At 64.4% G+C, this 25,030-nt stretch carries 21 protein-coding genes; 18 read left to right on the top strand and 3 right to left on the bottom strand.

Features of this window, described 5'->3' with window-relative positions:
• Positions 1-72: 72 nt before the first annotated feature.
• The 8 genes from M653_RS0121110 (at position 73) to M653_RS0121075 (ending at position 8,908) form a co-directional block, all read left to right on the top strand.
• Positions 73-2,256, top strand: a complete 2,184-nt coding sequence (locus M653_RS0121110; RefSeq protein WP_027145129.1) for a primosomal protein N' — start codon at positions 73-75, stop codon at positions 2,254-2,256.
• 50 nt (positions 2,257-2,306) lie between these two features.
• A complete protein-coding gene (locus M653_RS0121105; RefSeq protein WP_027145128.1) occupies positions 2,307-3,002 on the top strand; it encodes an aspartate/glutamate racemase family protein in 696 nt (231 codons plus the stop codon).
• 95 nt (positions 3,003-3,097) lie between these two features.
• Positions 3,098-3,493 (top strand): DUF4345 family protein, encoded by a 396-nt coding sequence (locus M653_RS0121100; protein ID WP_027145127.1) that lies wholly within the window; start codon positions 3,098-3,100, stop codon positions 3,491-3,493.
• Positions 3,494-3,739: 246 nt separating this feature from the next.
• A complete protein-coding gene (locus tag M653_RS0121095) occupies positions 3,740-4,300 on the top strand; it encodes a F0F1 ATP synthase subunit delta (RefSeq protein WP_027145126.1) in 561 nt (186 codons plus the stop codon).
• Complete coding sequence (gene atpA, locus M653_RS0121090) at positions 4,300-5,829, top strand: F0F1 ATP synthase subunit alpha (protein ID WP_027145125.1); 1,530 nt, start codon at positions 4,300-4,302, stop codon at positions 5,827-5,829. Before M653_RS0121095 ends, atpA begins: the two co-directional genes overlap by 1 nt.
• Before the next feature lie 31 nt (positions 5,830-5,860).
• Entirely contained in the window at positions 5,861-6,748 is an 888-nt protein-coding gene (locus M653_RS0121085) for a F0F1 ATP synthase subunit gamma (RefSeq protein ID WP_027145124.1), read from the top strand.
• A gap of 69 nt (positions 6,749-6,817) precedes the next feature.
• Positions 6,818-8,398 (top strand): F0F1 ATP synthase subunit beta, encoded by a 1,581-nt coding sequence (gene atpD, locus M653_RS0121080; RefSeq protein ID WP_027145123.1) that lies wholly within the window; start codon positions 6,818-6,820, stop codon positions 8,396-8,398.
• A gap of 102 nt (positions 8,399-8,500) precedes the next feature.
• A complete protein-coding gene (locus M653_RS0121075) occupies positions 8,501-8,908 on the top strand; it encodes a F0F1 ATP synthase subunit epsilon (protein ID WP_027145122.1) in 408 nt (135 codons plus the stop codon).
• A gap of 145 nt (positions 8,909-9,053) precedes the next feature.
• On the opposite strand, the gene M653_RS0121070 is transcribed toward M653_RS0121075, so the two are convergent.
• Complete coding sequence (locus tag M653_RS0121070; RefSeq protein WP_027145121.1) at positions 9,054-10,562, bottom strand: mannitol dehydrogenase family protein; 1,509 nt, start codon at positions 10,560-10,562, stop codon at positions 9,054-9,056.
• Positions 10,563-10,765: 203 nt separating this feature from the next.
• Between M653_RS0121070 and uxaC the strand changes: the two genes are divergently transcribed.
• The 8 genes from uxaC (at position 10,766) to M653_RS0121030 (ending at position 17,827) form a co-directional block, all read left to right on the top strand.
• Positions 10,766-12,178, top strand: coding sequence for a glucuronate isomerase (gene uxaC / locus M653_RS0121065; protein WP_032935727.1), 1,413 nt, complete (start codon positions 10,766-10,768; stop codon positions 12,176-12,178).
• Between the two features lie 34 nt (positions 12,179-12,212).
• Entirely contained in the window at positions 12,213-13,190 is a 978-nt protein-coding gene (locus M653_RS0121060; protein WP_027145119.1) for a TRAP transporter substrate-binding protein, read from the top strand.
• A 62-nt stretch (positions 13,191-13,252) separates the two neighbouring features.
• The gene (locus tag M653_RS01000000133140; RefSeq protein ID WP_032935732.1) at positions 13,253-13,777 is read left to right on the top strand and encodes a TRAP transporter small permease; all 525 of its coding nucleotides are present in this window, start codon (positions 13,253-13,255) and stop codon (positions 13,775-13,777) included.
• 3 nt (positions 13,778-13,780) lie between these two features.
• Positions 13,781-15,061 carry a TRAP transporter large permease gene (locus tag M653_RS0121050; protein ID WP_027145118.1) on the top strand — a complete coding sequence of 427 codons (1,281 nt, stop codon included), beginning with the start codon at positions 13,781-13,783 and terminating at the stop codon, positions 15,059-15,061.
• An 11-nt stretch (positions 15,062-15,072) separates the two neighbouring features.
• Positions 15,073-15,843, top strand: coding sequence for a FadR/GntR family transcriptional regulator (locus M653_RS0121045; protein WP_027145117.1), 771 nt, complete (start codon positions 15,073-15,075; stop codon positions 15,841-15,843).
• A 22-nt stretch (positions 15,844-15,865) separates the two neighbouring features.
• Entirely contained in the window at positions 15,866-16,717 is an 852-nt protein-coding gene (kduI, locus tag M653_RS0121040) for a 5-dehydro-4-deoxy-D-glucuronate isomerase (protein ID WP_027145116.1), read from the top strand.
• Complete coding sequence (kduD, locus tag M653_RS0121035; RefSeq protein ID WP_027145115.1) at positions 16,714-17,478, top strand: 2-dehydro-3-deoxy-D-gluconate 5-dehydrogenase KduD; 765 nt, start codon at positions 16,714-16,716, stop codon at positions 17,476-17,478. The genes kduI and kduD overlap by 4 nt, the downstream gene beginning before the upstream one ends.
• 10 nt (positions 17,479-17,488) lie before the next feature.
• On the top strand, positions 17,489-17,827 hold the full coding sequence (locus tag M653_RS0121030) for a cupin domain-containing protein (protein WP_027145114.1): 339 nt from the start codon (positions 17,489-17,491) through the stop codon (positions 17,825-17,827).
• A 246-nt stretch (positions 17,828-18,073) separates the two neighbouring features.
• Here the strand turns inward: M653_RS0121030 and M653_RS0121025 are convergent, their stop codons facing one another.
• The gene (locus M653_RS0121025; RefSeq protein WP_027145113.1) at positions 18,074-19,495 is read right to left on the bottom strand and encodes a coniferyl aldehyde dehydrogenase; all 1,422 of its coding nucleotides are present in this window, start codon (positions 19,493-19,495) and stop codon (positions 18,074-18,076) included.
• Between the two features lie 232 nt (positions 19,496-19,727).
• Between M653_RS0121025 and recQ the strand changes: the two genes are divergently transcribed.
• Positions 19,728-21,563: a DNA helicase RecQ gene (recQ, locus tag M653_RS0121020; RefSeq protein WP_027145112.1), complete on the top strand. Its 1,836-nt coding sequence runs from the start codon at positions 19,728-19,730 to the stop codon at positions 21,561-21,563.
• A 138-nt stretch (positions 21,564-21,701) separates the two neighbouring features.
• On the opposite strand, the gene M653_RS0121015 is transcribed toward recQ, so the two are convergent.
• Positions 21,702-22,028 carry a low affinity iron permease family protein gene (locus M653_RS0121015; RefSeq protein WP_027145111.1) on the bottom strand — a complete coding sequence of 109 codons (327 nt, stop codon included), beginning with the start codon at positions 22,026-22,028 and terminating at the stop codon, positions 21,702-21,704.
• 691 nt (positions 22,029-22,719) lie between these two features.
• Between M653_RS0121015 and M653_RS0121005 the strand changes: the two genes are divergently transcribed.
• Complete coding sequence (locus tag M653_RS0121005) at positions 22,720-23,676, top strand: IS481 family transposase (protein WP_027145109.1); 957 nt, start codon at positions 22,720-22,722, stop codon at positions 23,674-23,676.
• Positions 23,677-25,030: the final 1,354 nt, after the last annotated feature.

Raw genomic sequence — 25,030 nt, 5'->3', positions numbered from 1 at the left:
TCGTCGTGCTTGGGAAGGCACGTTCAGCGTTGCTCTTTGATCTAGACCAAAGTCAGGGCAAGGTCACGCCTCATGATCGAAGATTCGCCCTTTGTCGCGGCCGCGCCGGTGCTGGTGCCGATGCCGGCCGAACGCCCCTACACCTATGCCGTGCCTGCCGGCATGCGCGTGGTGCCGGGTTCGATCGTGCGCGTGCCGCTTGGGCCGCGCCAGGTCGCCGGCATTGTCTGGGACGGCGTTGTCGAGCAGGTCGATGCCAGGAAATTGCGCCCGATCGAGCAGGTTTTCGACTGTCCGCCGATCGACCGCGCCATGCGCCGCTTCGTCGACTGGGTGGCACAGTACACGCTGTCGCCGCCGGGCATGGTGGCGCGCATGCTGCTCAGGGCGCCGGAGGCCTTTGATCCCGAACCGTGGATCGAAGGGCTTCAGCGCACCCTGCTCGTGCCCGACCGGATGACCGATGCCAGGGCACGCGTGCTGGAGACGGCCGAAGGTGGCCTTGCCTGGACGCGATCCGGCCTCGCGCACGCCGCGGGCGTGTCGTCGACGGTGATCGAGGGGCTGAAAGCGCAAGGCGTGTTCGAGACGGTGATGATCCCGCCGCGCCCGGTGGTGGCCGCGCCTGATCCCAGCTATGCCGTTCCCGAATTGATGCCGGACCAGAACGGGGCCGCGTCGATGCTGCTCGCCAATGTCGCGGCCGGCGAGTTCAATGTCGCGTTGCTCGACGGCGTCACCGGTTCGGGCAAGACGGAGGTTTATTTCGAGGCGGTGGCGGCCGCGCTCGAGCAGGGCAAGCAGGTGCTTATCCTGCTGCCGGAAATCGCGTTGACGCATGCCTTTCTCGAACGCTTCCAGCAACGTTTCGGCGCCAAGCCGGGCGAATGGCATTCGGATTTGCCACCGCGAATGCGTGAAAAGGTCTGGCGGCAAGTGGCGGAAGGCGGCGTGCGCGTCGTCGCCGGCGCGCGCTCGGCGCTGTTCCTGCCGTTTCGCGAGCTTGGCCTGATCGTGGTCGACGAAGAGCACGACCCCGCCTACAAGCAGGAAGACCGCGTCTTCTACAATGCGCGAGACATGGCTGTCGTGCGCGGCCATATAGGCGGCTTCCCCGTGGTCTTGGCATCGGCGACGCCGTCGGTCGAGAGCCGGGTCAATGCCAGCCAGGGCCGTTATGCCAGGGCTGTGCTTTCCGCCCGCTTCGCCGAGGCGGCACTTCCCGATCTCAAGTCGATCGACATGCGCCGCGCGCCGCCCGCCCGTGGCGGATTTCTGTCGCCGGTACTGATCGACCATATGCGCCGGACGCTGGAGAAGAAGGAGCAGTCGCTGCTGTTCCTCAACCGGCGCGGCTACGCGCCGCTGACGCTGTGCCGGGTCTGCGGCCATCGCTTCGGCTGTCCGGTGTGCTCGGCCTGGCTGGTCGAACACCGCTTTCGCGGCCAGTTGGTGTGTCATCACTGCGGTCACAACGAGCGCCGTCCCGAAGCCTGCCCGGAATGCGGCACGCTCGACCATCTGGTGGCTTGTGGGCCGGGGGTCGAACGCATCGCCGAGGAGGTCGTGACGCATTTCCCGGACGCGCGCACCATCGTGCTGTCGTCGGACATCATGGGCGGTGTACGACGATTGCGGCTGGAGCTGGAGGCAATCGCCAATGGCGAGGCCGATATCGTCATCGGCACGCAACTGGTCGCCAAGGGCCACAATTTCCCGAACATGACGCTGGTCGGCGTCGTCGACGCCGATCTCGGCCTTGCCAATGGCGATCCGCGGGCCGCCGAGCGCACCTTCCAGTTGCTCAGCCAGGTGACCGGCCGTGCCGGCCGCACCGGCAAGAAGAGCCTTGGCCTGCTGCAGACCTTCCAGCCCGACCATCCGGTGATGCGGGCGATCGTCTCAGGCGATGCCGAGTCTTTCTACCAGCGCGAGATTTCGGAGCGCGAGCGCGCTGCCTTGCCGCCCTTCGGCCGGTTGGCCGGCGTCATCGTCAGCGCGGTGACGCGGGCGGAAGCGGAAGGCCATGCACGCGGCCTGCGCCGCGCGGCACCTGAAGCGTCGGACCTGTTCGTGCTCGGGCCGGCGGAAGCCCCGCTGTCGCTGCTCGGCGGCCGCCACCGCTTCCGCCTGCTGATCCAGGGCGAACGGCGCGCCGACATGCAGGGTTTTATCAGGGCAATGCTCGCCAACGGACCGAAGCAGCGCGGCTCGGTCCGGGTGCAGGTCGACATCGACCCCCAGAGTTTTTTGTAGGGACGCAGTTTCAGCTACAGTTGTCTCGGCGAGAGAAACGGAAAGACCACATGAAGACCCTTGGCCTGCTCGGCGGCATGAGCTGGGAATCGACCGCGATCTACTATCGCCTGCTCAACGAGATCGTGCGCGAGCGGCTGGGTGGGCTGCATTCGGCGAAGCTGCTGCTCTGGTCGTTCGATTTTTCCGAGATCGCGGAGCGGCAGCATCATGGCGATTGGGACGGCGCCGGCGCGCTGCTGACCGATGCCGCGCGCAAGCTCGAGGCCGGCGGCGCGCAAGGCCTGCTTTTGTGCACCAACACCATGCATAAGCTGGCCGACCAGGTGCAGGCGTCCGTGTCGATCCCGCTGATCCATATTGCCGATGCCACCGCGGCCGCGATCAGGCAGGCCGGTTTGCGGCGCCCGGCGCTGCTGGCGACGCGGTTCACCATGGAGCAGGACTTCTACAAGGGCCGGCTTGCCGACAAATATGGCCTCTCGCCAGTGGTGCCCGATGACGCCGGGCGCGACATGGTCCATCGCGTCATCTACGAGGAACTCTGCCAGGGCGTTGTCTCCGAAGCTTCGAAGGCCGCCTATGTCGCCGAGGCAAACCGCCTTCGCCGCGAAGAGGCCGCCGACAGCCTGATCATGGGCTGCACCGAGATCACCATGCTGATCGGCCAGGGCGATTTCGACATTCCGGTTTTCGACACGACGCGCATCCATGCCGAGGCGGCGGTGGAATTCGCGCTCGGTTGATGCGCGTCTCCTAAAGTGCCTGGAGCCATCTGGCGCGGCATTTTTCCTTCGCTAGAATGCCCGCGATTTCAAAGCAGACTTTTCGAGGGGACACGATGGACTTTGCGCTTCCATGGCCGACGAGCCAGGGCGAATGGCTGGCCTGGTCGAGTGCGGTCTTCACCGTGCTGCTCGGCCTTCTGTTCTTCCTGGCGCCGGGCCTGGCGTTCCGGATCCTGCGCCTGCAGGCCAAACCCGAGAAGGCGGCGGCGATCGCCGAAGGCCGAGGCCGCATGTCGGGCTTCTATCTAGGGGTCGGCTTGTGCTGCATCCTGCTCGCGCAGCCGCTGGTCTACATGGCGCTCGGCTTCTCCTGGCTGTTCACCGCCTTTGGCCGGCTGCTGTCGATGATGTCGGATGGCGCCAATACACCTTTCAACTGGGTTTCCATCGTGGCGGAACTGGCGCTCGCGGCCTTGCCGCTCGCCTTTGCCTTCGGCTTTGTGCCCTGAATCCAAGGGTATTCCGGCGCGCAGGACCCGAGTCTTTCGCCGGATGCGACAATAGTGCCTGAAAACCATGCGGAACGACGCATTGCGGTCTTAAAATGCCTGTGCTAGACGGCAATCGACTTTCGGCCGGGGATAGCGGAAGCCGCGCCTCCGTGCTTGGAAAAATGCAGTAAGGTCAAAGATTTAGCCAGAGTTTTTGCTCGCGCCAACAATCTGCGGCCTGTCAGACAAGAGAAAAGACGGTCCGTGGCCCAATCGTCATCGCCAATCTCAGGTGTCGCAGAGCGTTATGCCGGTTCGCTGTTCGAACTGGCATCGCAGTCAAATTCGGTGGCCAAGGTCGAGGCCGACCTGAACGGTTTCGAGGCCATGCTGGCGGGCAGCGCGGACCTCACCCGGCTGATAAACAGCCCGGTATTCTCCAGCGAGGACCAGGCCAAGGCCATCGCGGCGATCGCCGACAAAGCCGGCATCACCGGCCTGACTGGCAATTTCCTGCGCGTCGTCGCCAAGAACCGCCGCCTGTTCGCGGTGCCCGGCATGATCAAGGCATTCCGCCAGATCGCCGCTGAGCACCGTGGCGAGGCTGCCGCCGAAGTGACGTCGGCGCATGAGCTGACCGCGGCCCAGCAGGCCGAACTCAAGGCGGCGCTGAAGAGCGTTGCCGGCAAGGACGTGGCCATTTCCGTCACCGTCGACCCGTCGCTGCTTGGCGGACTGGTGGTCAAGATGGGCTCGCGCCAGATCGATACGTCGCTCAAAACCAAACTCAATTCGCTCAAGCTTGCACTGAAAGAGGTCGGCTGATGGACATCCGCGCCGCGGAAATTTCCGCAATTCTGAAAGACCAGATCAAGAATTTCGGCAAGGAGGCCGAGGTCTCCGAAGTCGGACAGGTGCTGTCCGTCGGTGACGGTATCGCCCGCGTTTACGGTCTCGACAATGTCCAGGCCGGCGAAATGGTCGAATTCCCCGGCGGCATCCGCGGCATGGCGCTCAATCTCGAAGCCGACAATGTCGGCGTCGTCATCTTCGGCGCCGACCGCGACATCAAGGAAGGCGACACCGTCAAGCGCACCGGCGCCATCGTCGACGCGCCTGTCGGCCCCGGCCTGCTCGGCCGCGTCGTCGACGCGCTCGGCAACCCGATCGACGGCAAAGGCCCGATCAAGGCGATCGAGCGCAAGCGCGTCGACGTCAAGGCGCCCGGCATCATCCCGCGCAAGTCGGTGAACGAGCCGATGTCGACCGGCCTCAAGGCCATCGATGCGCTGATCCCGGTCGGCCGCGGCCAGCGCGAGCTGGTCATCGGCGATCGCCAGACCGGCAAGACCGCCATCATCCTCGACACGATGCTCAACCAGAAGTCGGTGCATGACAACGGTCCTGAGAAGGAAAAGCTCTACTGCGTCTACGTCGCCGTCGGCCAGAAGCGCTCGACCGTCGCGCAGTTCGTCAAGGTGCTGGAAGAGCGCGGCGCGCTCGAATATTCGATCATCGTCGCCGCCACCGCGTCCGATCCGGCGCCAATGCAGTTCCTGGCGCCGTTCACGGCCTGCACCATGGGCGAATATTTCCGCGACAACGGCATGCATGCGCTGATCAGCTATGACGATCTGTCGAAGCAGGCCGTAGCCTATCGCCAGATGTCGCTGTTGCTGCGCCGTCCGCCGGGCCGCGAAGCCTATCCGGGCGACGTCTTCTACCTGCACTCGCGCCTGCTCGAGCGCGCCGCCAAGCTCAACGACGACCTGGGAGGCGGCTCGCTGACCGCCCTGCCGGTCATCGAGACGCAGGCCAACGACGTGTCGGCCTACATCCCGACCAACGTGATCTCGATCACCGACGGCCAGATATTCCTCGAAACCAACCTGTTCTTCCAGGGCATCCGTCCGGCCGTCAACGTCGGCCTGTCGGTGTCGCGCGTCGGTTCCTCGGCGCAGATCAAGGCGATGAAGCAGGTTGCCGGCTCGATCAAGGGCGAGCTCGCGCAGTACCGCGAAATGGCGGCTTTCGCGCAGTTCGGCTCGGATCTCGATGCCGCCACGCAGCGCCTGCTCAACCGCGGCTCGCGCCTGACCGAACTTCTGAAGCAGCCGCAGTTCTCGCCGCTGAAGACGGAAGAGCAGGTCGCGGTGATCTTCGCCGGTGTCAACGGCTATCTCGACAAGCTGCCGGTCAACCAGGTCGGCAAGTTCGAGCACGGCCTGCTCAGCCACATGCGTTCGGCCGGCAAGGACGTCCTCGACGCCATCCGCAAGGAAAAGGCGCTGTCAGACGATCTGCGCGCCAAGCTGAAGGCCGAGATCGACGCCTTCGCCAAGACCTTCGCCTGAGCGAAGTGCAAGACGGGATCAGGTTTGAAGCATGCCTTCATTAAAAGACCTTCGTAACCGTATCGCCTCGGTCAAGGCGACGCAGAAGATCACCAAGGCGATGCAGATGGTCGCCGCGGCGAAGCTGCGCCGTGCGCAAGAGGCGGCGGAAGCGGCGCGTCCCTATTCGGAGCGCATGGGTTCCGTCCTGGCCAACATCACCCAGGCTGTCGGTGGCGGTGGCGATGCCCCGGCGCTGATGGCGGGAACCGGCAAGGATGATGTGCATCTGCTCGTCGTCTGCACAGCCGAGCGTGGCCTGTGCGGCGGCTTCAATTCGCAGATCGCCCGTCATGCCCGCGACCATATCCGCCGGCTGCTGGCCGATGGCAAGCAGGTCAAGATCATCTGCGTCGGCAAGAAGGGTTTCGACATACTGCGCCGCGACTATGCCGCGATGATCATCGAGCGCGTCGATCTGCGTGAGGTAAAGACGCTCGGCTTCGTCAATGCCGATGCGATCGCCCGCAAGGTCATCCACCTGTTCAACGAGGGCGCCTTCGACGTCTGCACGCTGTTCTATTCGCAGTTCAAGTCGGTGATCAGCCAGGTTCCGACCGCGCAGCAGATCATTCCGGCAGCGTCCGCCTCTTCGGCCCGGTCCGAGTCGACGGATGGCGCCAATGCCGTCTACGAGTATGAGCCGGAGCCGGGCGAAATCCTGTCCGACCTCATCCCGCGCAACATCGCGGTGCAGGTTTTCCGCGCGCTGCTGGAAAACGCGGCGGGCGAAATGGGCGCCAAGATGAGCGCCATGGACAATGCGACGCGCAACGCCGGTGAGATGATCAACAAACTGTCGATCACCTACAACCGCCAGCGGCAGGCACAGATCACCAAGGAACTGATCGAAATCATTTCGGGCGCCGAGGCGCTCTAGGCGCGGTCCGCNGGTCATGGCCCGCGAACCGGACCGCGTGAGAAACAAAGGACGAAAAGGGTAAAGACGATGGCGAAAGCAGCGACCCNGCAGAAGGCAACCCCGAAGGCAGCAGCCCNGGCGAAGGCGGCCAAGGCTCCGGCAGCGGCGGCAAAGGCGGCCCCGGCCAAGGCAGCAGCAGCGCCGGCCAAGGCCGCCGCTGCCAGGACCCAGGCCGCGGCCACCAGGGCCACCGGCGTTGTCGGCAAGGTCCGCCAGGTCATCGGCGCGGTCGTCGACGTGCAGTTCGGCGAGCATCTGCCGCCGATCCTGAACGCGCTCGAGACCGACAATGTCGGCAACCGCCTGGTGCTCGAAGTTGCCCAGCATCTCGGTGAAAACACCGTGCGCTGCATCGCCATGGACTCCACCGAAGGTCTGGTGCGCGGCCAGGAAGTGCGCGACACCGGCGGCCCGATCGCCGTGCCGGTCGGCCCGGGCATGCTCGGCCGCATCATCAATGTCATCGGCGAGCCGGTCGACGAAGCAGGCCCGGTCGACGCGGTCGAATTGCGCTCGATCCATCAGCCGGCTCCGGCCTATATCGAACAATCGACGGAAGCGCAGATCCTGATCACCGGCATCAAGGTGCTCGACTTGTTGGCTCCATACGCCAAGGGCGGCAAGATCGGCCTGTTCGGCGGCGCCGGCGTCGGCAAGACCGTGCTGATCCAGGAATTGATCAACAACATTGCCAAGGCGCATGGTGGTTACTCGGTGTTCGCCGGCGTCGGCGAGCGCACCCGCGAAGGCAACGACCTCTATCACGAGTTCATCGAATCCGGCGTCAACAAGAAGGGCGGCGGCGAAGGCTCGAAGGCGGCGCTGGTGTACGGCCAGATGAACGAGCCGCCGGGCGCGCGCGCCCGCGTCGGCCTGACCGGCCTGACGGTTGCCGAATATTTCCGCGACCAGGGCCAGGACGTGCTGTTCTTCGTCGACAACATTTTCCGCTTCACGCAGGCGGGTTCTGAAGTGTCGGCGCTGCTCGGCCGTATCCCGTCGGCCGTGGGCTATCAGCCGACGCTCGCCACCGACATGGGCGCGCTGCAGGAACGCATCACCACCACCACCAAGGGTTCGATCACCTCGGTGCAGGCGATCTACGTGCCGGCCGACGACTTGACCGACCCGGCGCCGGCGACCTCGTTCGCTCACCTTGACGCGACGACGACGCTGAACCGTTCGATCGCCGAAAAGGGCATTTATCCGGCCGTCGATCCACTGGACTCGACCTCGCGCATGCTCGACCCGCTGGTCGTCGGCGACGAGCACTATGGCGTCGCCCGCCAGGTGCAGTCGATCCTCCAGCGCTACAAGTCGCTGCAGGATATCATCGCCATCCTGGGCATGGACGAGCTTTCGGAAGAGGACAAGCAGACGGTGGCTCGCGCCCGCAAGATCGAGCGCTTCCTGTCGCAGCCCTTCTTCGTCGCCGAAGTGTTCACCGGCGCGCCGGGCAAGCTGGTCGACCTCGCCGACACCATCAAGGGCTTCAAGGGCCTCTGCAACGGCGATTATGACCACCTGCCGGAAGCCGCCTTCTACATGGTCGGCGGCATCGACGAAGCAGTCGAGAAGGCACAGCGCCTCGCGGCTGAAGCGGCGTAATTCAAGCGAATAGCGAATAGGGAGTAGCGAATAGGGTAAATGTGAGCCGAGCGAGTTTTCTCCCCTACTCGCTACTCACTATTCCCTACTCGCTAGATAATCATGGCTGAAGCTTTCAAGTTCGAACTGGTCTCGCCGGAGCGCCTGCTGGTTTCCGCCGAGGTCGAATCCGTCGTTATTCCAGGCGCCGAAGGCGAGATGACCGTCATGGCCCATCATGCGCCGGTCATGACCACGATCAAGCCGGGCGTCGTCACGGTGAAGAACGCCTCGGGCAGCGAAGAACGCTATGTCGTGTTCGGCGGCTTCGCCGACATCGTTCCGGCCGGTTGCACGCTGCTGGCGGAATCGGCCGTCGCGGTGAAGGATGTCGACCGCGCCGATCTCGCCCGCCGCATCCAGGAAGCCAGGGAAGACGCCGTGGACGCCAAGGACGACCAGGCGCGCAGCAAGGCGGAGCAGTTCCTTGGCCAGCTCACCACGCTGGAAGGCGCCATCCTGCCGGCCTGAACTTCAATTCAGAAGCGAAGTGAAAAGCGGGCACTTGCCTCGCTTTTTTTGTTTTGTTCGAGAGGCGAGAATTCAGCTATGGCGGCGATGCTGTAGCACCGGCGTCAAAGTCCTCTATCGCCTGCTGATTCGTGCCAGCTCCGCCTTACGGCCCTTCGCCCTCTATGCCGAGCGCAGCAAAGGCCAAAGTCGTGCCGTCCCGCCGCAGGTGGACGAGGTGGACGGCCACGAGTTCGATCAGCGTCTGGCGTTCGGCGTGATCCCGGGCGAAGCCGGTCAGATCGAACACCGCCGTCACGGTTTCGTTCGCCGGCAGCTGCTGGTCTAAAAGCGCCGTCAGCGGAGCATCGAGCGGATCGGTGAAATGGCCCTCCGGCAAGCTCTTTCCGCGCGCCGCGCAGGCGGCGATCCATGCTGCCACCACCAGCGTGAGATGGACCAGCTCGGTGCCGGCTTCGAGGCACTCGATGGCCGAAGCGATGATGCGCTGCGGCAGTTTCTGGCTGCCGTCATTGGCGATCTGCGCTGTGCGGTGGGCAAGTGCCGTGTTCGAAAAACGCTCGGCGAGCTCGGTCGTATAGGCTGATGTGTCGAGGCCGGCATCATCCGGCAATGTCGATACGGCCTCCTTCCACAGCGCATCGACGAATTGCCTTATCGCCGGATCGGCGAAGGCGCGATCGACCGTGGCGTGGCCGCCGAGCAGGCCGAGATAGGCGATGCCCGAATGCGCGCCGTTGAGCAGCCTCAGCTTCATGTCCTCGAAGGGGGCGACATCGCCGACCATGGTGACGCCGAATTTTTCCCAGGCCGGACGGCCAGCCGGGAAATCATCCTCGATCACCCATTGGCTGAAGGGTTCCGTCATCACGGGCCAGGCGTCCTCGATACCAAGTTCGCCCGATATCCGCGACCTGTCGGCATCGGTCGTGGCCGGCACGATGCGGTCGACCATGCTCGAGGGAAATGCGACGTGACCGGCGATATGGCCGGCGATTCCAGCATCGCCCGCCGAATCGGGATTGGCATCGCGCAATCTGGCGAATTCGATCAGCAGCCTGTGCAAGGTGGCGCCGTTGGCCGGCAGGTTGTCGCAACAAAGCACGGTGAAAGGCGGGGTGCCGGCGGCCCGCCTGCGGGCGAGCGCCTCAGTCAGAAAACCATGCGCCGTCTTCGGCTTTCGCGGATTGGCCAGGTCGTGGGCGATGTCGGGATGCGTCGCGTCCAGCCCACCGCCCGCCGCCCGCAGATAGGCTTTCTCGGTGATCGTCAGCGTCACGATGCGGATGCGCGCATCGGTCAGCACCGCCAGCACCGCGCCCGGATCTTCCGGCGCCACCAGCATCGAACCGATCGAGCCGATGACATGCAGCTTCTCGCCGCCGCTGCCGCGGACCGCCAGCGTGTAAAGCCCATCCTGCGGCGCCAGAGCGTCGCGCGTATCGGCGCTGCGCAATGACACGCCGGTTATGCCCCAGCCCGTCTCGCCGGCCGCCAGGCATTCATCGATGTAGGCGGCCTGATGGGCGCGGTGAAAGGCGCCGACACCCAGATGCACGATGCCCGGTGTAACGGCACCGCGATCGTATCGAGGCGCGGCGATCTTGGCCGGTAATGCTGGCGCCGTGCGGTTGGAAAGGCGGCGGTCTGTCATCGGTTCGCGCACTCATCTCGTGAAATGGCTGGTTATGGCACGGCTGGTATCCGGAGGCGGATCGCAAGCCGCGGAACACTGGCGGCGTAACACCGGCGGCGTTCGCCGACAATGCTCAGCTTTGCTCAAAACTCATCATACAACAATCCAATTTTTGTATGTTGACATTATTTCTGCTCAACCCTACCGATAGGACCGGGAGGATGGCCGTGGCACTGATCAATGCGGATTTGCTGTTTCCAGCCGAGGCGCGTCCGCTCTCGATCGCCCGCGATCTCTATGCCGGCATCAAGGACCTGCCCATCATCAGCCCGCACGGGCATACCGATCCGCGCTGGTACGCGCTGAACGAGCCGTTCCCCGATCCCGCGCAGCTGCTCATCGTGCCGGACCACTATATTTTTCGCATGCTGTTCAGCCAGGGCGTACGGCTGGAGGCTCTCGGCGTGCCGACCCTCGATGGTGCGCCCGTCGAGACCGACGGCCGGGCGATCTGGCGGCTGTTTGCCGAACATTATTACCTCTTCCGTGGCACGCCGACCCGGCTGTGGTTCGACCATGTGCTTGCGCATCTATTCGCCATCGAAGAGCCGTTGAGCGCCGCAGCCGCCGATCGCCATTACGACACGATCGCGACGGTACTGCAGTGGGAGAACTTCCGCCCTCGCGCCCTGTTCGAGCGCTTCAACATCGAGGTCATCGCAACGACCGAAGGCGCGCTCGACGACCTCAGATGGCACCAGATGATCCGCGACAGCGGCTGGGAGGGCCGCGTCGTCACCGCCTATCGGCCGGACGCCGTCGTCGATCCCGATTTCGAAGGCTTTTCGGCCAATCTGGATCGGCTCGGCGAGATCACCGGCTGCGACACCGGGACCTGGGCCGGCTATCTCGACGCGCACCGCCAGCGGCGCGCCTTCTTCAAGAGCTTCGGCGCGACTTCATCGGACCATGGCCATCCGACGGCGGAGACCGCCAATCTTTCTGACGCGGCGGCGCAGGAGCTGTTCAACCGGGTCCGCGCCGGCTCGGAAGATGAGCGCGAACGAAAGCTGTTTCGCGCCCAGATGCTGACCGAGATGGCCAAGATGAGCCGGGATGACGGGCTGGTGCTGCAGATCCATCCGGGCTCCTGGCGCAACCATTCGCCTGGTGTTTTCCAGAAATTCGGCAGGGACAAGGGTTTCGACATCCCGACGCGCACCGACTATGTGACTGCGCTGAAGCCGCTGCTCGACTGTGTCGGGCTGGAGCGTGACCTCACCGTCATCCTGTTCACGCTGGATGAGGCCGGCTATACGCGCGAACTGGCGCCGCTGGCCGGCGTCTACCCGGCGCTGAAGCTCGGGCCGGCCTGGTGGTTCCACGACAGCCCGGAAGGCATGCGCCGTTTCCGCGAGATGACCACCGAGACCGCCGGCTTCTACAACACGGTCGGCTTCAACGACGACACCCGCGCCTTCCCGTCGATCCCGGCCCGCCACGACGTGGCGCGCCGCGTCGACTGCGCGTTCCTGGCGCGTCTCGTCGCCGAGCACCGGCTGCGCGAGGACGAGGCGCATGAACTGGCGAAGGAGCTTGCCTACACGCTTGCCAAAAATGCGTACCGGCTCTGAGCCGGACGTTTTCGATTTTCAAAGGGAGGAAGTCATGTTGCATTTTTCGAAATTGACGGCGGCCGCGTTTGCCTTCGGCTCGCTGCTGATCGGTATTGCCAACGCCGAAACCGTGCTGCGATCCTCGGATACCCATCCGGACGGCTACCCGACCGTCGAGGCGGTCAAGTACATGGGCGACCTGATCAAGCAGCGCACCGCCGGCCGCTATTCGATCGAGGTCTATCACTCGGCGCAACTCGGCGAGGAGAAGGACACGATCGAGCAGACCCAGGCCGGCGTCATCGACCTCGACCGTGTCTCGATGGGACCGTTCAACGGCATCGTGCCGGAGACCGCGGTGCCATCGCTGCCTTACATATTCCGCTCGGTCGAGCACATGCGCCATGTCATGGACGGCCCTGTCGGCGACCAGATCCTGAAGGCGTTCGAGGCGCACGACCTTGTCGGCCTCGCCTTCTACGATTCCGGCGCGCGGTCCTTCTACAACACCAAGAAGGACATCACCTCGATGGCCGACATGAAAGGCATGAAGTTCCGCGTCATCCAGTCCGACGTGTTCGTCGACATGGTCAACGCGCTTGGCGCCAATGCGACGCCGATGGCCTATGGCGAGGTCTATTCGGCGCTGCAGACCGGCGTCATCGACGGCGCCGAGAACAACTGGCCGAGCTTCGAATCCGCCAAGCACTACGAAGTCGCCAAGCATTACACGATGGACGAACACCAGATCGTGCCGGAAGTGCTGGTCATGTCGAAGGCAAGCTGGGACAGGCTGTCGCCGGAAGACCAGGCGATCGTGCGCCAGGCAGCCAAGGACAGCGTCGTCAAGATGCGCGAACTCTGGGACGCGCAGGAGAAGAAGTCGCGCGGCATCGTCGAGGCCGCGGGCGTCAAGATCAGCGAGATCGACAAGCAGCCGCTGATCGACGCGATGAAGCCGGTCTACGACAAGTACCTGTCGACGCCCGAACTGAAGGATATGGCCGCCCGCATACAGGCCGAGAAATGAACGGCACGGGCAACGGACCGAGCAGCGCGGAGGCCCCCGCGCTGGCTTCGGGCGCGTCGGCCATGCGAGGCTTCTGGCTGGGTGCGGAGCGCGTTCTCTCCGGGCTCGCCCGGCTGGCACTTTGGATCAGCGGCGCCGGCCTGACGCTGATGACGATCATCATCTTCTGGCAGGTGTTCTCGCGCTACGTGCTGAACCGTTCGCCGAGCTGGACGGAATCCTTCTCGGTGCTGCTGATGGGCTGGTTCATTTTTCTCGGTGCCGCCGTCGGCGTGCGCGAGCGTACGCATCTCGGCTTCGACGTGCTGCTCTATGTCTTGCCTGCCTCGGCCAAGGCGGTGCTGCGCAGCATTTCCGATCTTGTCGTGCTGGCCTTCGGCGCCGGCATGATCGTCTATGGCGTACAACTGGCGAGGCTGACCTGGAACACGGTGATGCCTTCGCTCGCTTTGCCGGGCGGCGTCAGCTTCCTGCCGGTCATCCTGGGTGGCGCGCTGGTCTGCCTGTTTTCCTTGGAACGGCTGGCCGGGCGTTTTGCCGGCCTGCCCGTCGACGCCGACATCCATGCAACCGGCGAGGAGCCCTGAACCATGGCACTTATGGTCCTCTTCGGCACCTTCGTGTTCCTGCTGGTCATCGGCACGCCGATCGCGTTCTGCCTCGGCGTCGCCAGCTTCGCGACGATCCTCACGCTCGGGCTGCCGCCGGTCGTGGTGTTCCAGCGGCTCAATTCCGGCGTCAGCGTCTTTTCGCTGATGGCCATCCCCTTCTTCATCTTCGCCGGCGACCTGATGGTGCGCGGCGGCATCGCCGCGCGGCTGGTCGCACTGGCAGGCTCCCTGGTCGGCCATTTGCGGGGCGGCCTGGGGCAGGTCAACATCGCTGCGTCGACTATGTTCGGCGGCATTTCCGGCTCGGCGGTGGCGGATGCGTCTGCGGTCGGCGGGCTGATGATCCCGCAGATGAAGGCGCGCGGCTACGGCATCGACTACGCCGTCAACATCACGTCGGTCGGCGCCATCATCGCGCTTCTCATTCCACCGTCCCACAACATGATCATCTATTCGATTTCGGCCGGCGGCCGTATCTCGATCGCCGACCTGTTCACGGCCGGCGTGCTGCCGGGTCTGCTGCTGGCGCTGTCGCTGATGATAACGGCCTATTGGGTTGCCAGCCGCCGCGGCTATCCAACGGAGCCCTTCGCCGGCTTCGGCCGGGCCATGCAGCTGCTTGTCGCCGCCATTCCCGGCCTCATCCTAATCGCCATCATCTTCGGCGGCGTCAGGTCCGGCATCTTCACCGCGACCGAGAGCTCCTGCATCGCCATCGTCTATGCCTTCCTGGTGACGCTGATCATCTACCGCTCGATGAGCTGGGGCGACTTCGTCGCGGCGACGACGGCGTCGGTGCGCACCACCGCCATGGTGCTGATGATCATCGGCTGCGCGGCGGCCTTCGGCTGGCTGCTCGCCTATCTCAGGGTGCCGGCGGCGCTGGTCGCCTTTCTGCAGTCGGTATCCGACAACAAGCTGGTCATCCTGCTGTTGATCAACATCGTGCTGCTCATCCTCGGCACCTTCATGGACATGTCGCCGCTGATCATCATCACGACGCCCATCTTCCTGCCGGTGGTCATGGCCTATGGCGTCGATCCCGTGCATTTCGGCGTGATCCTCATCCTCAATCTCGGCATCGGGCTTTGCACGCCACCGGTCGGCGCGGTCCTGTTTGTCAGCTGCGCCATCGGCCGCATTCCGATCTGGACCGCGATGCGCTCGATCTGGCCATTCTACGGCGCCGCTTTCGCCGTGCTGATGCTTGTCACCTACGTGCCGGAAATCTCATTGTGGCTGCCGGGCCTGTTCCATTAGGAGATCGCCACATGTCCGTCAGTCCCGATCTCAAGATCGAACGAAAACCCAAGCTTTCTGAAAGCGTGCTCACGGCGATCCGCAAGCAATTGCTGGCGGGCGAGATTCTGCCCGGCCAAAAATTGCCGACCGAGGGCCAGCTGACCGAAACCTTCGGCGTCAGCCGCACCGTCATCCGCGAGGCGCTGGCCAAGCTTGCCGCCGACGGCCTTGTCGAGCCGCGGCAGGGCGCCGGCGTCTTCGTCACCGAGCATATTTCGACCATGTTCGGCGCGCTTGCAGCCGACATGGGAGCCAAGGATTCCATCGCGCTCAACGTGCTCGAGGTGCGCCTGGCGATCGAAATCGAATCGGCCGGCCTCGCCGCCATCCGTCGCAACGCAGCGCAGGAGGCGGCGATCCAGGAAGCCTTCTTCGAGTTCGAGCGGATGCTGCTCGACAGCCAGCCGACCGGACCCGCCGACCTTGCCTTCCACCGCGCCATCGCCAGCGCCACCAACAATCCGTTCTATGTCGAAATGCTCGACGTGCTCGGCCGGCGCGCCATTCCGTGCGACGTGACCTCGCCCTGGTCGACCGAACTGGTGCAGTCCGACAGCTACCAGCGCGGGCTGCAGCGCGAGCATCTGGTGATCCTGAATGCGATCACGGCGGGCCATGCCGAAGCCGCGCGCGAGGCGATGCGCACCCATCTCGGCGCCAGCCAGCAGCGCTACCGCGAGCGCCTGCAGGCGCGGCAGGCCTATTACGCCAGTTCGGTCAAGGCGGCCGCCGGCGAATGATCCACCAGAAGTCAGGACAGAGATGAGCCAGAACCACACCGACTACACATCGCGCTTCGCCATCGACCCGGCCGCCGCCGCCGCCATGGGAACGGACGAACTGCGTCATAATTTCCACATCGAAGACCTCTTCCAGCCCGGCCGCGTCAGCCTGACCTATACCCACTACGACCGCATGATCGTCGGCGGCGCCATGCCGGTGGCGACGGCATTGCCGTTGGAAGCGATCAAGCCGACCGGCACCAAAGGTTTTCTCGACCGGCGCGAAATGATCGCCGTCAACATCGGCGGCGCCGGCTTGATCGAAGCCGGCGGCCAGTCCTTCGACCTGCGGGCGCGCGACATGCTCTATCTCGGCATGGGCTCCAGCGATGTGTCGTTCGCTTCGTCCGACAAGGCCGCGCCGGCTAAATTCTACCTGCTCAGCGCGCCGGCACACCAGGTCCATCCCAGCCGGCTGATCCGCCTCGATGACGCCAAGCGCCTCGATCTCGGCAGCAAGGAGGCCTGCAACGAGCGCTCGATCTTCCAGTTCATCCATGACGGCGGAACAAGAACCTGCCAGCTCGTGGTCGGCATGACGCAGTTGGCGCCAGGCTCGATCTGGAACACCATGCCGTGTCATGTGCATGACCGGCGCATGGAGGCCTATCTCTATTTCGACCTGCCCGAGGCGGCGCGCGTCTTCCATCTCATGGGCGAGCCGGACGAGACACGCCACATCGTCGTGCGCAACGAAGAGGCGGTGCTGTCGCCGGGCTGGTCGATCCATTCGGGCGCCGGCACGTCCAATTACGCCTTCATCTGGGCGATGGCCGGCGACAATGTCGACTACACCGATGTCGACCCGGTGGCGATGGACGACTTGCGGTGAGCGACCTCACAGCCTTCAGCCTGGCCGGCAAGCGCATCCTGGTGACCGGCGCCAACACCGGCATCGGCCAAGGCATCGCCGTCTCGATCGCGCGCGCCGGAGGCGCGGTGATCGGCGTCGGCCGCTCGTCGATGGAGGAGACGGCGAACAAGGTCGCGGCTCTGGGCGGCCAATTAGAGATGGTTGCCGCCGACCTTGCCGACACGGGCGCGGCCGGACCGATGCTCGATCGTGTCTGGGACGAAAACGGGCCGCTCGACGGACTGGTCAATAATGCCGGGATCATCCGGCGCGCCGATGCCGTCGCCCTGACGGAGACCGATTGGGACGATGTCATCGACGTCAATTTGAAGACGGCCTTCCTGCTCTGCCAGGCCTTTGCGCGGTGCGTCCTTGCCGAGGGACGCCAGGGCAAGATCGTCAACATCGCCTCGGTGCTGAGTTTCCAGGGCGGCATCCGCGTTGCGTCCTACACGGCGTCAAAGCATGGAGTGCTCGGCATCACCCGTCTGCTCGCCTGCGAATGGGCGGCGAAAGGGATCAACGTCAACGGCATAGCGCCGGGCTATATCGAGACCAACAACACGCAGGCGCTGCGCGCCGATCCCGACCGCAGTGCGGCCATCCTCGGCCGCATTCCCGCCGGCCGCTGGGGCGAGCCCGGAGACATTGGCGATGCCGCCGTCTTCCTGCTGGCGCCGGCCTCGAACTACATGCATGGCGCGGTGGTGCCGGTGGACGGCGGCTGGCTGGCGCGGTGAGGAGATGACAATGACCGAGCCGAAGATTTTCGCGCAAGCCGGCGAGGCTGCCTGGACTCCGACCCCGGACGGCAATCGCCGGCGCGTGCTCCTATCCACCGACGAGCTGATGATGGTCGAATTCGGCTTCGACAAGGGCGGCGTCGGTGTGCTGCATTCGCACCCGCATGTCCAGGCAAGCTATGTCGCCGAAGGCCGTTTCGAGGTGACCATCGACGGACGGACCGAAATCCTGGAGACCGGCGGCAGCTTCATCGTTCCCTCCGGGCTGGTGCACGGCGTCAGGGCGCTGGAGGCCGGGCGTCTGGTCGACAGTTTTGCGCCGCCCCGCGCCGATTTTCTCGTCTGACCTTCTCGGCCAATGAAAAACCCGCGCCTCCAGGGAAGCGCGGGTTTGTTGCCTGGGCGCCAGAGCGTCTCCCCGTTTCACAGAAACGGCAAAACGTTCTGCCTCTGTCTGAGGTAATTCCGGACGGAAAACCGTTTCACACTTTTCCTGGAATTGCTCCAATGCGCCGCGGTACTCGAAACATCACCGCAGGACCGGAAACCTGCCGGATCATGGTGAATATAAACTTAATGCGCGCGACCTTGGTCAGGTGATGCGCTTGAGCAGCCCGAAAAGCCGTTCGAACGTCTTGCCATAGGGCGGCCGCAGAAGGGCTCCCGCACTCAAGCGCGACTGCAGGAAGACCGGCTTCTCCTTGCTGAAGGTGCGGAACCCCCATTCGCCATGATAGGCGCCCATGCCGCTGGCGCCAACGCCGCCGAAGGGTTGGTTCTCCTGCACCAGATGCAGCATGCAGTCGTTGATGGTGACGCCGCCGGCGACGGTCTCGCGCAGGATGCGCCGGCGGTTGGTGCTGTCGTTGCCGAACCAGTAGAGCGCCAGCGGCCGGTCGGCCCGGTTCACATAGTCGATCGCGTCGTCGACCGTGGTGTATTCGACGATCGGCAGCACCGGGCCGAAAATCTCCTCGCGCATCAGCCGCAGGTCGGGGCCGGCGTTGCTGACCAGGGTCGGCAAAAGTTTCCGGCCCGCGGTGCCGAGGTCTTCGCCGGCCGGGTTGATCTCGGTGACATCGGCGCCGGCCTCGCGGGCTTCCGCGATCATGGCGCGCAGGCGCTGGTAATGCCGGTCGCTGATGATGGCGGTATAGTCGGGGTTGTCGCGCAGCGTGGGGTAGAGCCGCGCCACGGCGATTGCGAGCTTCGCGGCGACCGTGCCCGCCTGTCCCTTGGGCACCAGCAGGTAGTCCGGCGCGATGCAGGTCTGCCCGGCATTCAACAGCTTGCCATAGGCGACGCGGGCTGTTGCCGTGTCGAGATCGCAGGAGGCGTCGAGGATCGCCGGGGACTTGCCGCCGAGTTCGAGCGTGACCGGGGTCAGGCTGGCGGCGGCGGCGATCGCGACCTGGCGGCCGACGGCGGTCGAACCGGTGAACAGCAGGTGGTCGAACGGCATCGAGACGAAGGCCTTGCCCATCTCGGCATCGCCGGGGATGACGCTGAGTTCGTCCGGGGCGAAGTGCTCGCCGGCCAGTCTGGCCAGCAGCTCGGAGAAAGCAGGCGTCAGTTCGGAGGGCTTTACCAGGACGCGGTTGCCGGCGGCGAGTGCGGCCGTGACCGGCGCGACGGCGAGTTGAAAGGGGTAATTCCAGGGCGATACGATGCCGACCACCCCAAGCGGCTGCGGCAGGAGGCGGTTTTTGCCCGGCAGGAAGGGCAAGGTGGTGGCGACACGACGCTCCCGCATCCAGCCGCCGACATGCGCAAGGGCATGGCGAATGCCGGCGCGCACGACAAACAGTTCCGCAAGCCGCGTCTCGTGCGCCGAGCGGCCGCCGAAGTCGGCGTCGATCGCGGCGCAGATCTCAGTCTCGTGCCGCTCGGTCAACGCGAGCAGCCGCTTGAGGCGGTCCTTACGAAGGCCAAGGCCGGCAAAGGGCTGCTTCTCGAAGGCGGCACGCTGCAACCGGAACCGTTCGCCGAGGACATCCTGTCTCACCTGCAGCATCGCGCCCTCCCTGGCATGTCGGGTCGAGCTTACATTGCGGGGCCGAGGAATCCAGCAGGGGTGCGGATACCGCTGGGGAAGGGCGATCTCACACCGGGGGTAGAGAACGAGCCGCCCTGTTGCGGCCCGGTGACGGCTGCGCTACTCCAGGGGATCACACGGAGAGTCTCTTGACCGGTTCCCACATCCTCTCCAATCCGCGAAAAATCGCTCCCAGCCAGGCGGCAGCCTGATGCAGGCACAGGCGACGAGCATTCGGGCCGAGGATCCCAAGCGACGCGTCCTGAAGGACGTGTTCGGCTTCGACGATTTCCGGCCCGGCCAGGCCGACGTCATGGACGCACTGCTCGGCGGGCGCCATGTGCTGGCCGTCATGCCGACGGGGGCCGGAAAATCGCTCTGCTACCAGGTTCCTGCGCTGGTCCTGGGCGGGCTCACTGTCGTCGTCTCGCCGCTCGTGGCGCTGATGCAGGACCAGGTCGCGGCGCTGCGGCTTGCCGGCGTCGCCGCCGATACGATCAATTCCTCCCTCGACCGCGAGGCCAATGTCGCGGCGTGGCGCCGCGTGGCATCGGGCCAGACACGGTTGCTCTATCTGGCGCCGGAGCGATTGATGACCGAGCGCATGCTCGAGGCGCTTTCCAGGCTCGACGTCAGCCTGATCGCCATCGACGAGGCGCATTGCATCTCGCAATGGGGCCCGGCATTCCGGCCCGAATATGAAGACCTGTCGCGGTTGCGCGGCATCTTCACCAATGTGCCGATCATCGCGGTGACGGCGACGGCCGACGAGAGCACGCGCAGCGACATCGCCGCCCGGCTGTTCGCCGAGCGGGTCGAAACGCTGGTGCTGGGTTTCGATCGGCCCAACATCAAGCTGGCCATCGCGCCCAAGCGGGACAGCAAGCGCCAGCTGCTCGGCTTCATAGAGCGCCATGCGGGCAAGAGCGGCATCATCTATTGCCTGTCGCGCAAGAAGACCGAGGAGATGGCAGCCTTCCTCGAGAAGAACGGCGTCAGAGCGCTTGCCTATCACGCCGGCATGAGCAAGGAGCTGCGTGAGGCCAATCAAAACGCCTTCATGACCTTGTCCGGCGTCGTCATGGTGGCGACCATCGCCTTCGGCATGGGCATCGACAAACCCGACGTCGCCTATGTCTTCCACACCGATATGCCGGGCAGCCTGGAGGCTTATTACCAGGAAATCGGGCGCGCCGGCCGCGACGGACGCGAGGCCGAGGCGCATATGCTTTACGGTCTTGGCGACATCCGCATGCGACGGCTGTTCATCGACGACGAGGACGCCTCACCCGAGCACAAGAGACGGTCGCACCGCCGGCTCGACACGCTGATCGGCTATTGCGAAACGGCGCAGTGCCGGCGCCAGGTGCTGCTCGGCTATTTCGGCGAAGAGGCTCAAGCCTGCGGCAATTGCGACAACTGCCTCGATCAGGCGCCGCGCGCCGATGGCAGTGCCGAGGCGCGGAAAATCCTTGCGGCGGTCGCGCAGAGCGGCGAGCGCTTCGGCGCGGCCCATGTCATCGACATCCTGCTTGGCCACGAGACCGAGAAGATGCTGGCGAGAGGCCATCAGACGCTAAGCAGCTTTGGCACCGGCGCCGCGCACAGGAAGACAGTGTGGCTGTCGCTGATCCGGCAACTGGTTGCGGGCGGGTTCCTGATGCCGGATCCCGAGGGTCATGGTGGTCTCGCCATCTCCGAAAGCGGCCGCGCGCTCGGCCGCGGCGAGGTTGCATTCCAGTATCGCGTCGAGACGCGGGATCCTCTCGCGCGTGGCAGGAAGCGTTCCGGGGAAGGCTCCGCCGCCGGCGCCGATGGCGTGGACGCCTCGCTGCTGGCGGTGCTCAAGGCGTTGCGGCTGCGGCTCGCCAAGGAGCGCCAGGTGCCGGCCTATGTGGTGTTTTCCGACCGCACGCTGATCGACATGGCCGACCGCCGCCCCCGCGATCTGGACGCCTTCGCCGAGGTGAACGGCGTGGGAGGGGCGAAACTCAAGGAGTTTGGCGAGGTTTTTCTGAGCGTGATTGCGGGGCATCAGGCTGGCTGAAGGCTTGATCGCGAGAGCCCCGACGGCTGCTCCAAATGAGCAATGACAGCCGAGGCCTCAGGGTGATCTGCCGGGATCGCCCAAGATCCTGGTTGAACAAGTCAATCTGCGTTCTTGCGAAATCCCCGCCGTGCGCTGTCAGTCGCCCTGCTGCTTGCGATTGCGATGTTTTTCGATTTCTTCGGGCTCTTCATCATCAATGCGGGTGATGGTCGAAGCCGAACTATTTGATCTCAACATTTCGTCCAACTTGGCATGAATGGCCTGGGTGTCGCGATGCTCCGCCCGCTGAATGAACAGCGTCATCGCCCAGGTGAGGAGCGTGGCCGCTCCATGCCAGTTCAAGCTTTGCCGATCGAAAACTATCCAGACGACCGCATAGGCCAGCAGCACCAGGAATGCTGCCGGACGAGAGGTCCACGTGCCGATCGAGGTGAGTACGCGGGTAATCGGGTGATTTGCCATGAGCAGGAACTTTCGATGGTAACGCAGTGTCCCCGCGCGGGGCGTCGGCGAGGCTGCCGTGCAGCACATTTATCGGCCGGGAAGACCCGTTAGGCCCGGTCTCCGTCTCCGTTGGCTGTCATTTCGAAAGTCTGAAAGCGTCAGAGGCTGCAATGGGAGCCTTGCGGTTGCGAGCTTTTCTCCGAGCGGCCCAGCACTGCGGTGTCGTCAAGCAGGCAGCCCGGCGAGTACTGCGCCAACACCCTTTCCAGACGCGCCAGAAAAGCTTTCCTCGACTTTATCTCGTACCCCAAACGCAATGCGCCAACTATGGTTTTGCGGTTGGTAGCCAGCTCCCGCTGGAGGACGCCAATGTTGACGCGTACCTCATCGGCCTGCGCTCGAAGTGCTGCTTTGATTGGCCCTCGACCTTGCATGGTGGAATTCGATCTCCATGGAAACCGATATCGAACTTGAGGAACACGCTTTGGTTCCTCAGCATCGCCGTCTTATTTTCCGATGCGCGAAAAGCCGGTCGCATCCCGCCGCGCGCATGATGTGCGCCGGTTGCAATTTGATCGCCTAGCAAAATTCCCGCCGATTTCAGGTGATGGAGATGCTTTGTCCTCCGCCTGTTCAGAACTAGATCGAAATTCAAAGCCCGGCCCATCTGGCTATTTCGTGGTCTGCCCTAGTGTGAGCTTTCGGGAGGTTGTCCATTCGGACCGAACCGAGGAGACTGACGCCGCTGCGTCGAGAGGAGATGGCGCTGTCGATTATTGAAGGCCGTCTTTCCAAAGCCGATGCGGCGCGGAGATATGGTGTGTCAGCGAAGATCGTGGCGCGTTGGGTCGAGCGCTACAAGGCGGAGGGACGGGCTGGCATGGTCGACCGCTCATCCCGGCCCCATGCCATGCCGGGCATGACCGAACAGGTGGTGGCCGAGCGCATCGTGGCATTGCGCCGAAGGCGGCTGACCGGCAAGCACATCGCCATGGAGGTGGGTGTGTCGTCCGCCACTGTCAGTCGGGTGCTGAAGCGCGCCGGGCTGTCGCGGCTGAAGGACATTGAACCTGCCGAACCGATCCGGCGCTACGAGCGCGAGCACCCCGGCGAGATGATCCACATCGACATCAAGAAGCTCGGCCGCTTCAGCCAGGTCGGGCACCGCATCACCGGTGATCCGCAAAAGGGCAAATCGCCCGGCGCCGGCTGGGAGTTCGTCCATGTCTGCATCGACGACGCCTCTCGCATCGCCTTCTCGCAAATCCTGCCCGACGAGAAGAAGGAAAGCGCCGTCGCCTTCCTCAAGGCGGCGGTCGCCTATTATGCAAGCCTCGGCGTCACCGTAACGCGCGTCATGACCGACAACGGCTCCTGCTACAGATCAAAGGCTTTCGCCAAGGCTTGCCGCGATCTCGGCCTCAAGCATGTCAGGACCAAGCCCTATACCCCCAAGACTAACGGCAAGGCCGAGCGGTTCATCCAGACCGCACTCAGGGAGTGGGCATATGCCGTGGCTTATGCGAACTCCGACCTTCGCGCCGCCGGGTTGCCCATATGGCTGCATCGGTACAATTGGCACCGTCCGCACGGAAGCCTAAAGTCCAAACCACCAATCAGTCGCCTGGGCCTGACCAAGGACAACCTGTTGAGGCTCCACACCTAAGGCACAACTCAATAGCGCGATTAGTTCATGGTCGAGCACATTGGATCGTCAAGGGGGCCTGCTCCTCGCGGCGATGGTCCTTGCCCGCAGCTCAGATGCCTGCAAATCTCAGCCGAAAGACCTTCGGGATATTGTGTGAGATATCCGGGCTAGTACTTTAGGGGACCTGTGCCGACAGTTTTGAGAAGATTCAGAAGTCCCCTACCCTAATTCGGTAGCTTACGACCCCGACCTGCCTTTGGTAGCTTGATGATCTGCCTAACGGTTCGCCTGGCGTGTTACCGCGGGGCGCTCGGGTTTACGCCGACTGACGCCGCAGCATCTCACCTGCGCGGTCGACGCCATGGAGGATTCGCAATGGATCACGGGCGGAGATCCGACTCGGCTTCCGCGCCCCTCGGCCACTGTCCTGACCGAGTATACACGATCGCTGCCTTGTTTCATGACGACCGTCAACAGCAGGACGACCGCAAACAGTCGAGAGCCGCCCCGCTGCGCCTCATTCCGTTTTGCCTCATGATGTTGCTTGGATGTGCAGCAATCGCCCTCGCTCCGCCAGCAACGAAACCTCCTGTCGCTCCTACCCAAATCGCGCCGCCGGAGGGCGTACCGTCGGCATCTGCTCCGGCGGAACAAGCCCTGGGGTGGGAGCGGTCTTGGGTCGACGCGTCGAGGCGTGGTCTGACCGCCGCTCGGAGGGAAAGCGAGGCAACTCGCGCCGAAGCGCTTGCCTCGCAAGTCCGGGCTAAGGGGGAGCATGACCAGGCTGAACGCGAACGCGCCAATGAACAGCGCTTCCTCGCGCTGCACAAGGATATCGATCCACTCAAAACCGGCAGTGCGCATGAGGAAAATCTGCCCCGCGAATCAGCGGCGGCTCGCCAGGAACTGGCTGCCACGCGGCGCGTTACAGAAAACGCAAGTGCGCCGTCGCGCGCGGTCCCCGACCCGATGAACCAGCCGCAACCTGTCCTTGAAGCGCAGCGGCAAAAAGCCGAGGGGCTTGCGCGCGACNTGGCGCAGGCGCGCCTGAATGCCGAGGCNGTTGCGGCACGCGATACCGCGGAAAGGTCTCTGGCCGAGGCCAGGCAGACGATTGAAGGGGAGCGGCGGAAAATCGGGCTCCTGGAGCGTGATATCGCCGGGGCNCGTCAGTCCATCGAAGCGCTGGAGGCGAGCNCGAAGCTGGCAGNAACAACGCGGGCCGGCGCCATTCAGGGCAGCCAGCTTGCTGAAGTTGCTGNAAGGCAGGCTGGCGAGGCCCTCGCACAGGAACGCGAAAGAGCAAACGCGCTGGCGAGTGATCTTGCAACTGCTCGGCGGGAACGCGACGCCGCAAAGGAGGAATTGGCCC

The organism is Mesorhizobium sp. WSM3626 (assembly GCF_000513935.1).
Taxonomy (GTDB): domain Bacteria; phylum Pseudomonadota; class Alphaproteobacteria; order Rhizobiales; family Rhizobiaceae; genus Mesorhizobium; species Mesorhizobium salmacidum.
This window is presented reverse-complemented; position numbering and strand designations above follow the sequence as displayed.

What these genes read in the sequence shown, in the direction of transcription:
- M653_RS0121110 (WP_027145129.1), top strand. Translation starts at nt 73, where the DNA reads ATGATCGAAGATTCGCCCTTTGTCGCGGCCGCGCCGGTGCTGGTGCCG.
- M653_RS0121105 (WP_027145128.1), top strand. Translation starts at nt 2,307, where the DNA reads ATGAAGACCCTTGGCCTGCTCGGCGGCATGAGCTGGGAATCGACCGCG.
- M653_RS0121100 (WP_027145127.1), top strand. Translation starts at nt 3,098, where the DNA reads ATGGACTTTGCGCTTCCATGGCCGACGAGCCAGGGCGAATGGCTGGCC.
- atpA (WP_027145125.1), top strand. Translation starts at nt 4,300, where the DNA reads ATGGACATCCGCGCCGCGGAAATTTCCGCAATTCTGAAAGACCAGATC.
- M653_RS0121085 (WP_027145124.1), top strand. Translation starts at nt 5,861, where the DNA reads ATGCCTTCATTAAAAGACCTTCGTAACCGTATCGCCTCGGTCAAGGCG.
- M653_RS0121075 (WP_027145122.1), top strand. Translation starts at nt 8,501, where the DNA reads ATGGCTGAAGCTTTCAAGTTCGAACTGGTCTCGCCGGAGCGCCTGCTG.
- M653_RS0121070 (WP_027145121.1), bottom strand. Translation starts at nt 10,562, where the DNA reads ATGACAGACCGCCGCCTTTCCAACCGCACGGCGCCAGCATTACCGGCC.
- uxaC (WP_032935727.1), top strand. Translation starts at nt 10,766, where the DNA reads ATGGCCGTGGCACTGATCAATGCGGATTTGCTGTTTCCAGCCGAGGCG.
- M653_RS0121060 (WP_027145119.1), top strand. Translation starts at nt 12,213, where the DNA reads ATGTTGCATTTTTCGAAATTGACGGCGGCCGCGTTTGCCTTCGGCTCG.
- M653_RS01000000133140 (WP_032935732.1), top strand. Translation starts at nt 13,253, where the DNA reads ATGCGAGGCTTCTGGCTGGGTGCGGAGCGCGTTCTCTCCGGGCTCGCC.
- M653_RS0121050 (WP_027145118.1), top strand. Translation starts at nt 13,781, where the DNA reads ATGGCACTTATGGTCCTCTTCGGCACCTTCGTGTTCCTGCTGGTCATC.
- M653_RS0121045 (WP_027145117.1), top strand. Translation starts at nt 15,073, where the DNA reads ATGTCCGTCAGTCCCGATCTCAAGATCGAACGAAAACCCAAGCTTTCT.
- kduI (WP_027145116.1), top strand. Translation starts at nt 15,866, where the DNA reads ATGAGCCAGAACCACACCGACTACACATCGCGCTTCGCCATCGACCCG.
- M653_RS0121030 (WP_027145114.1), top strand. Translation starts at nt 17,489, where the DNA reads ATGACCGAGCCGAAGATTTTCGCGCAAGCCGGCGAGGCTGCCTGGACT.
- M653_RS0121025 (WP_027145113.1), bottom strand. Translation starts at nt 19,495, where the DNA reads ATGCTGCAGGTGAGACAGGATGTCCTCGGCGAACGGTTCCGGTTGCAG.
- recQ (WP_027145112.1), top strand. Translation starts at nt 19,728, where the DNA reads ATGCAGGCACAGGCGACGAGCATTCGGGCCGAGGATCCCAAGCGACGC.
- M653_RS0121015 (WP_027145111.1), bottom strand. Translation starts at nt 22,028, where the DNA reads ATGGCAAATCACCCGATTACCCGCGTACTCACCTCGATCGGCACGTGG.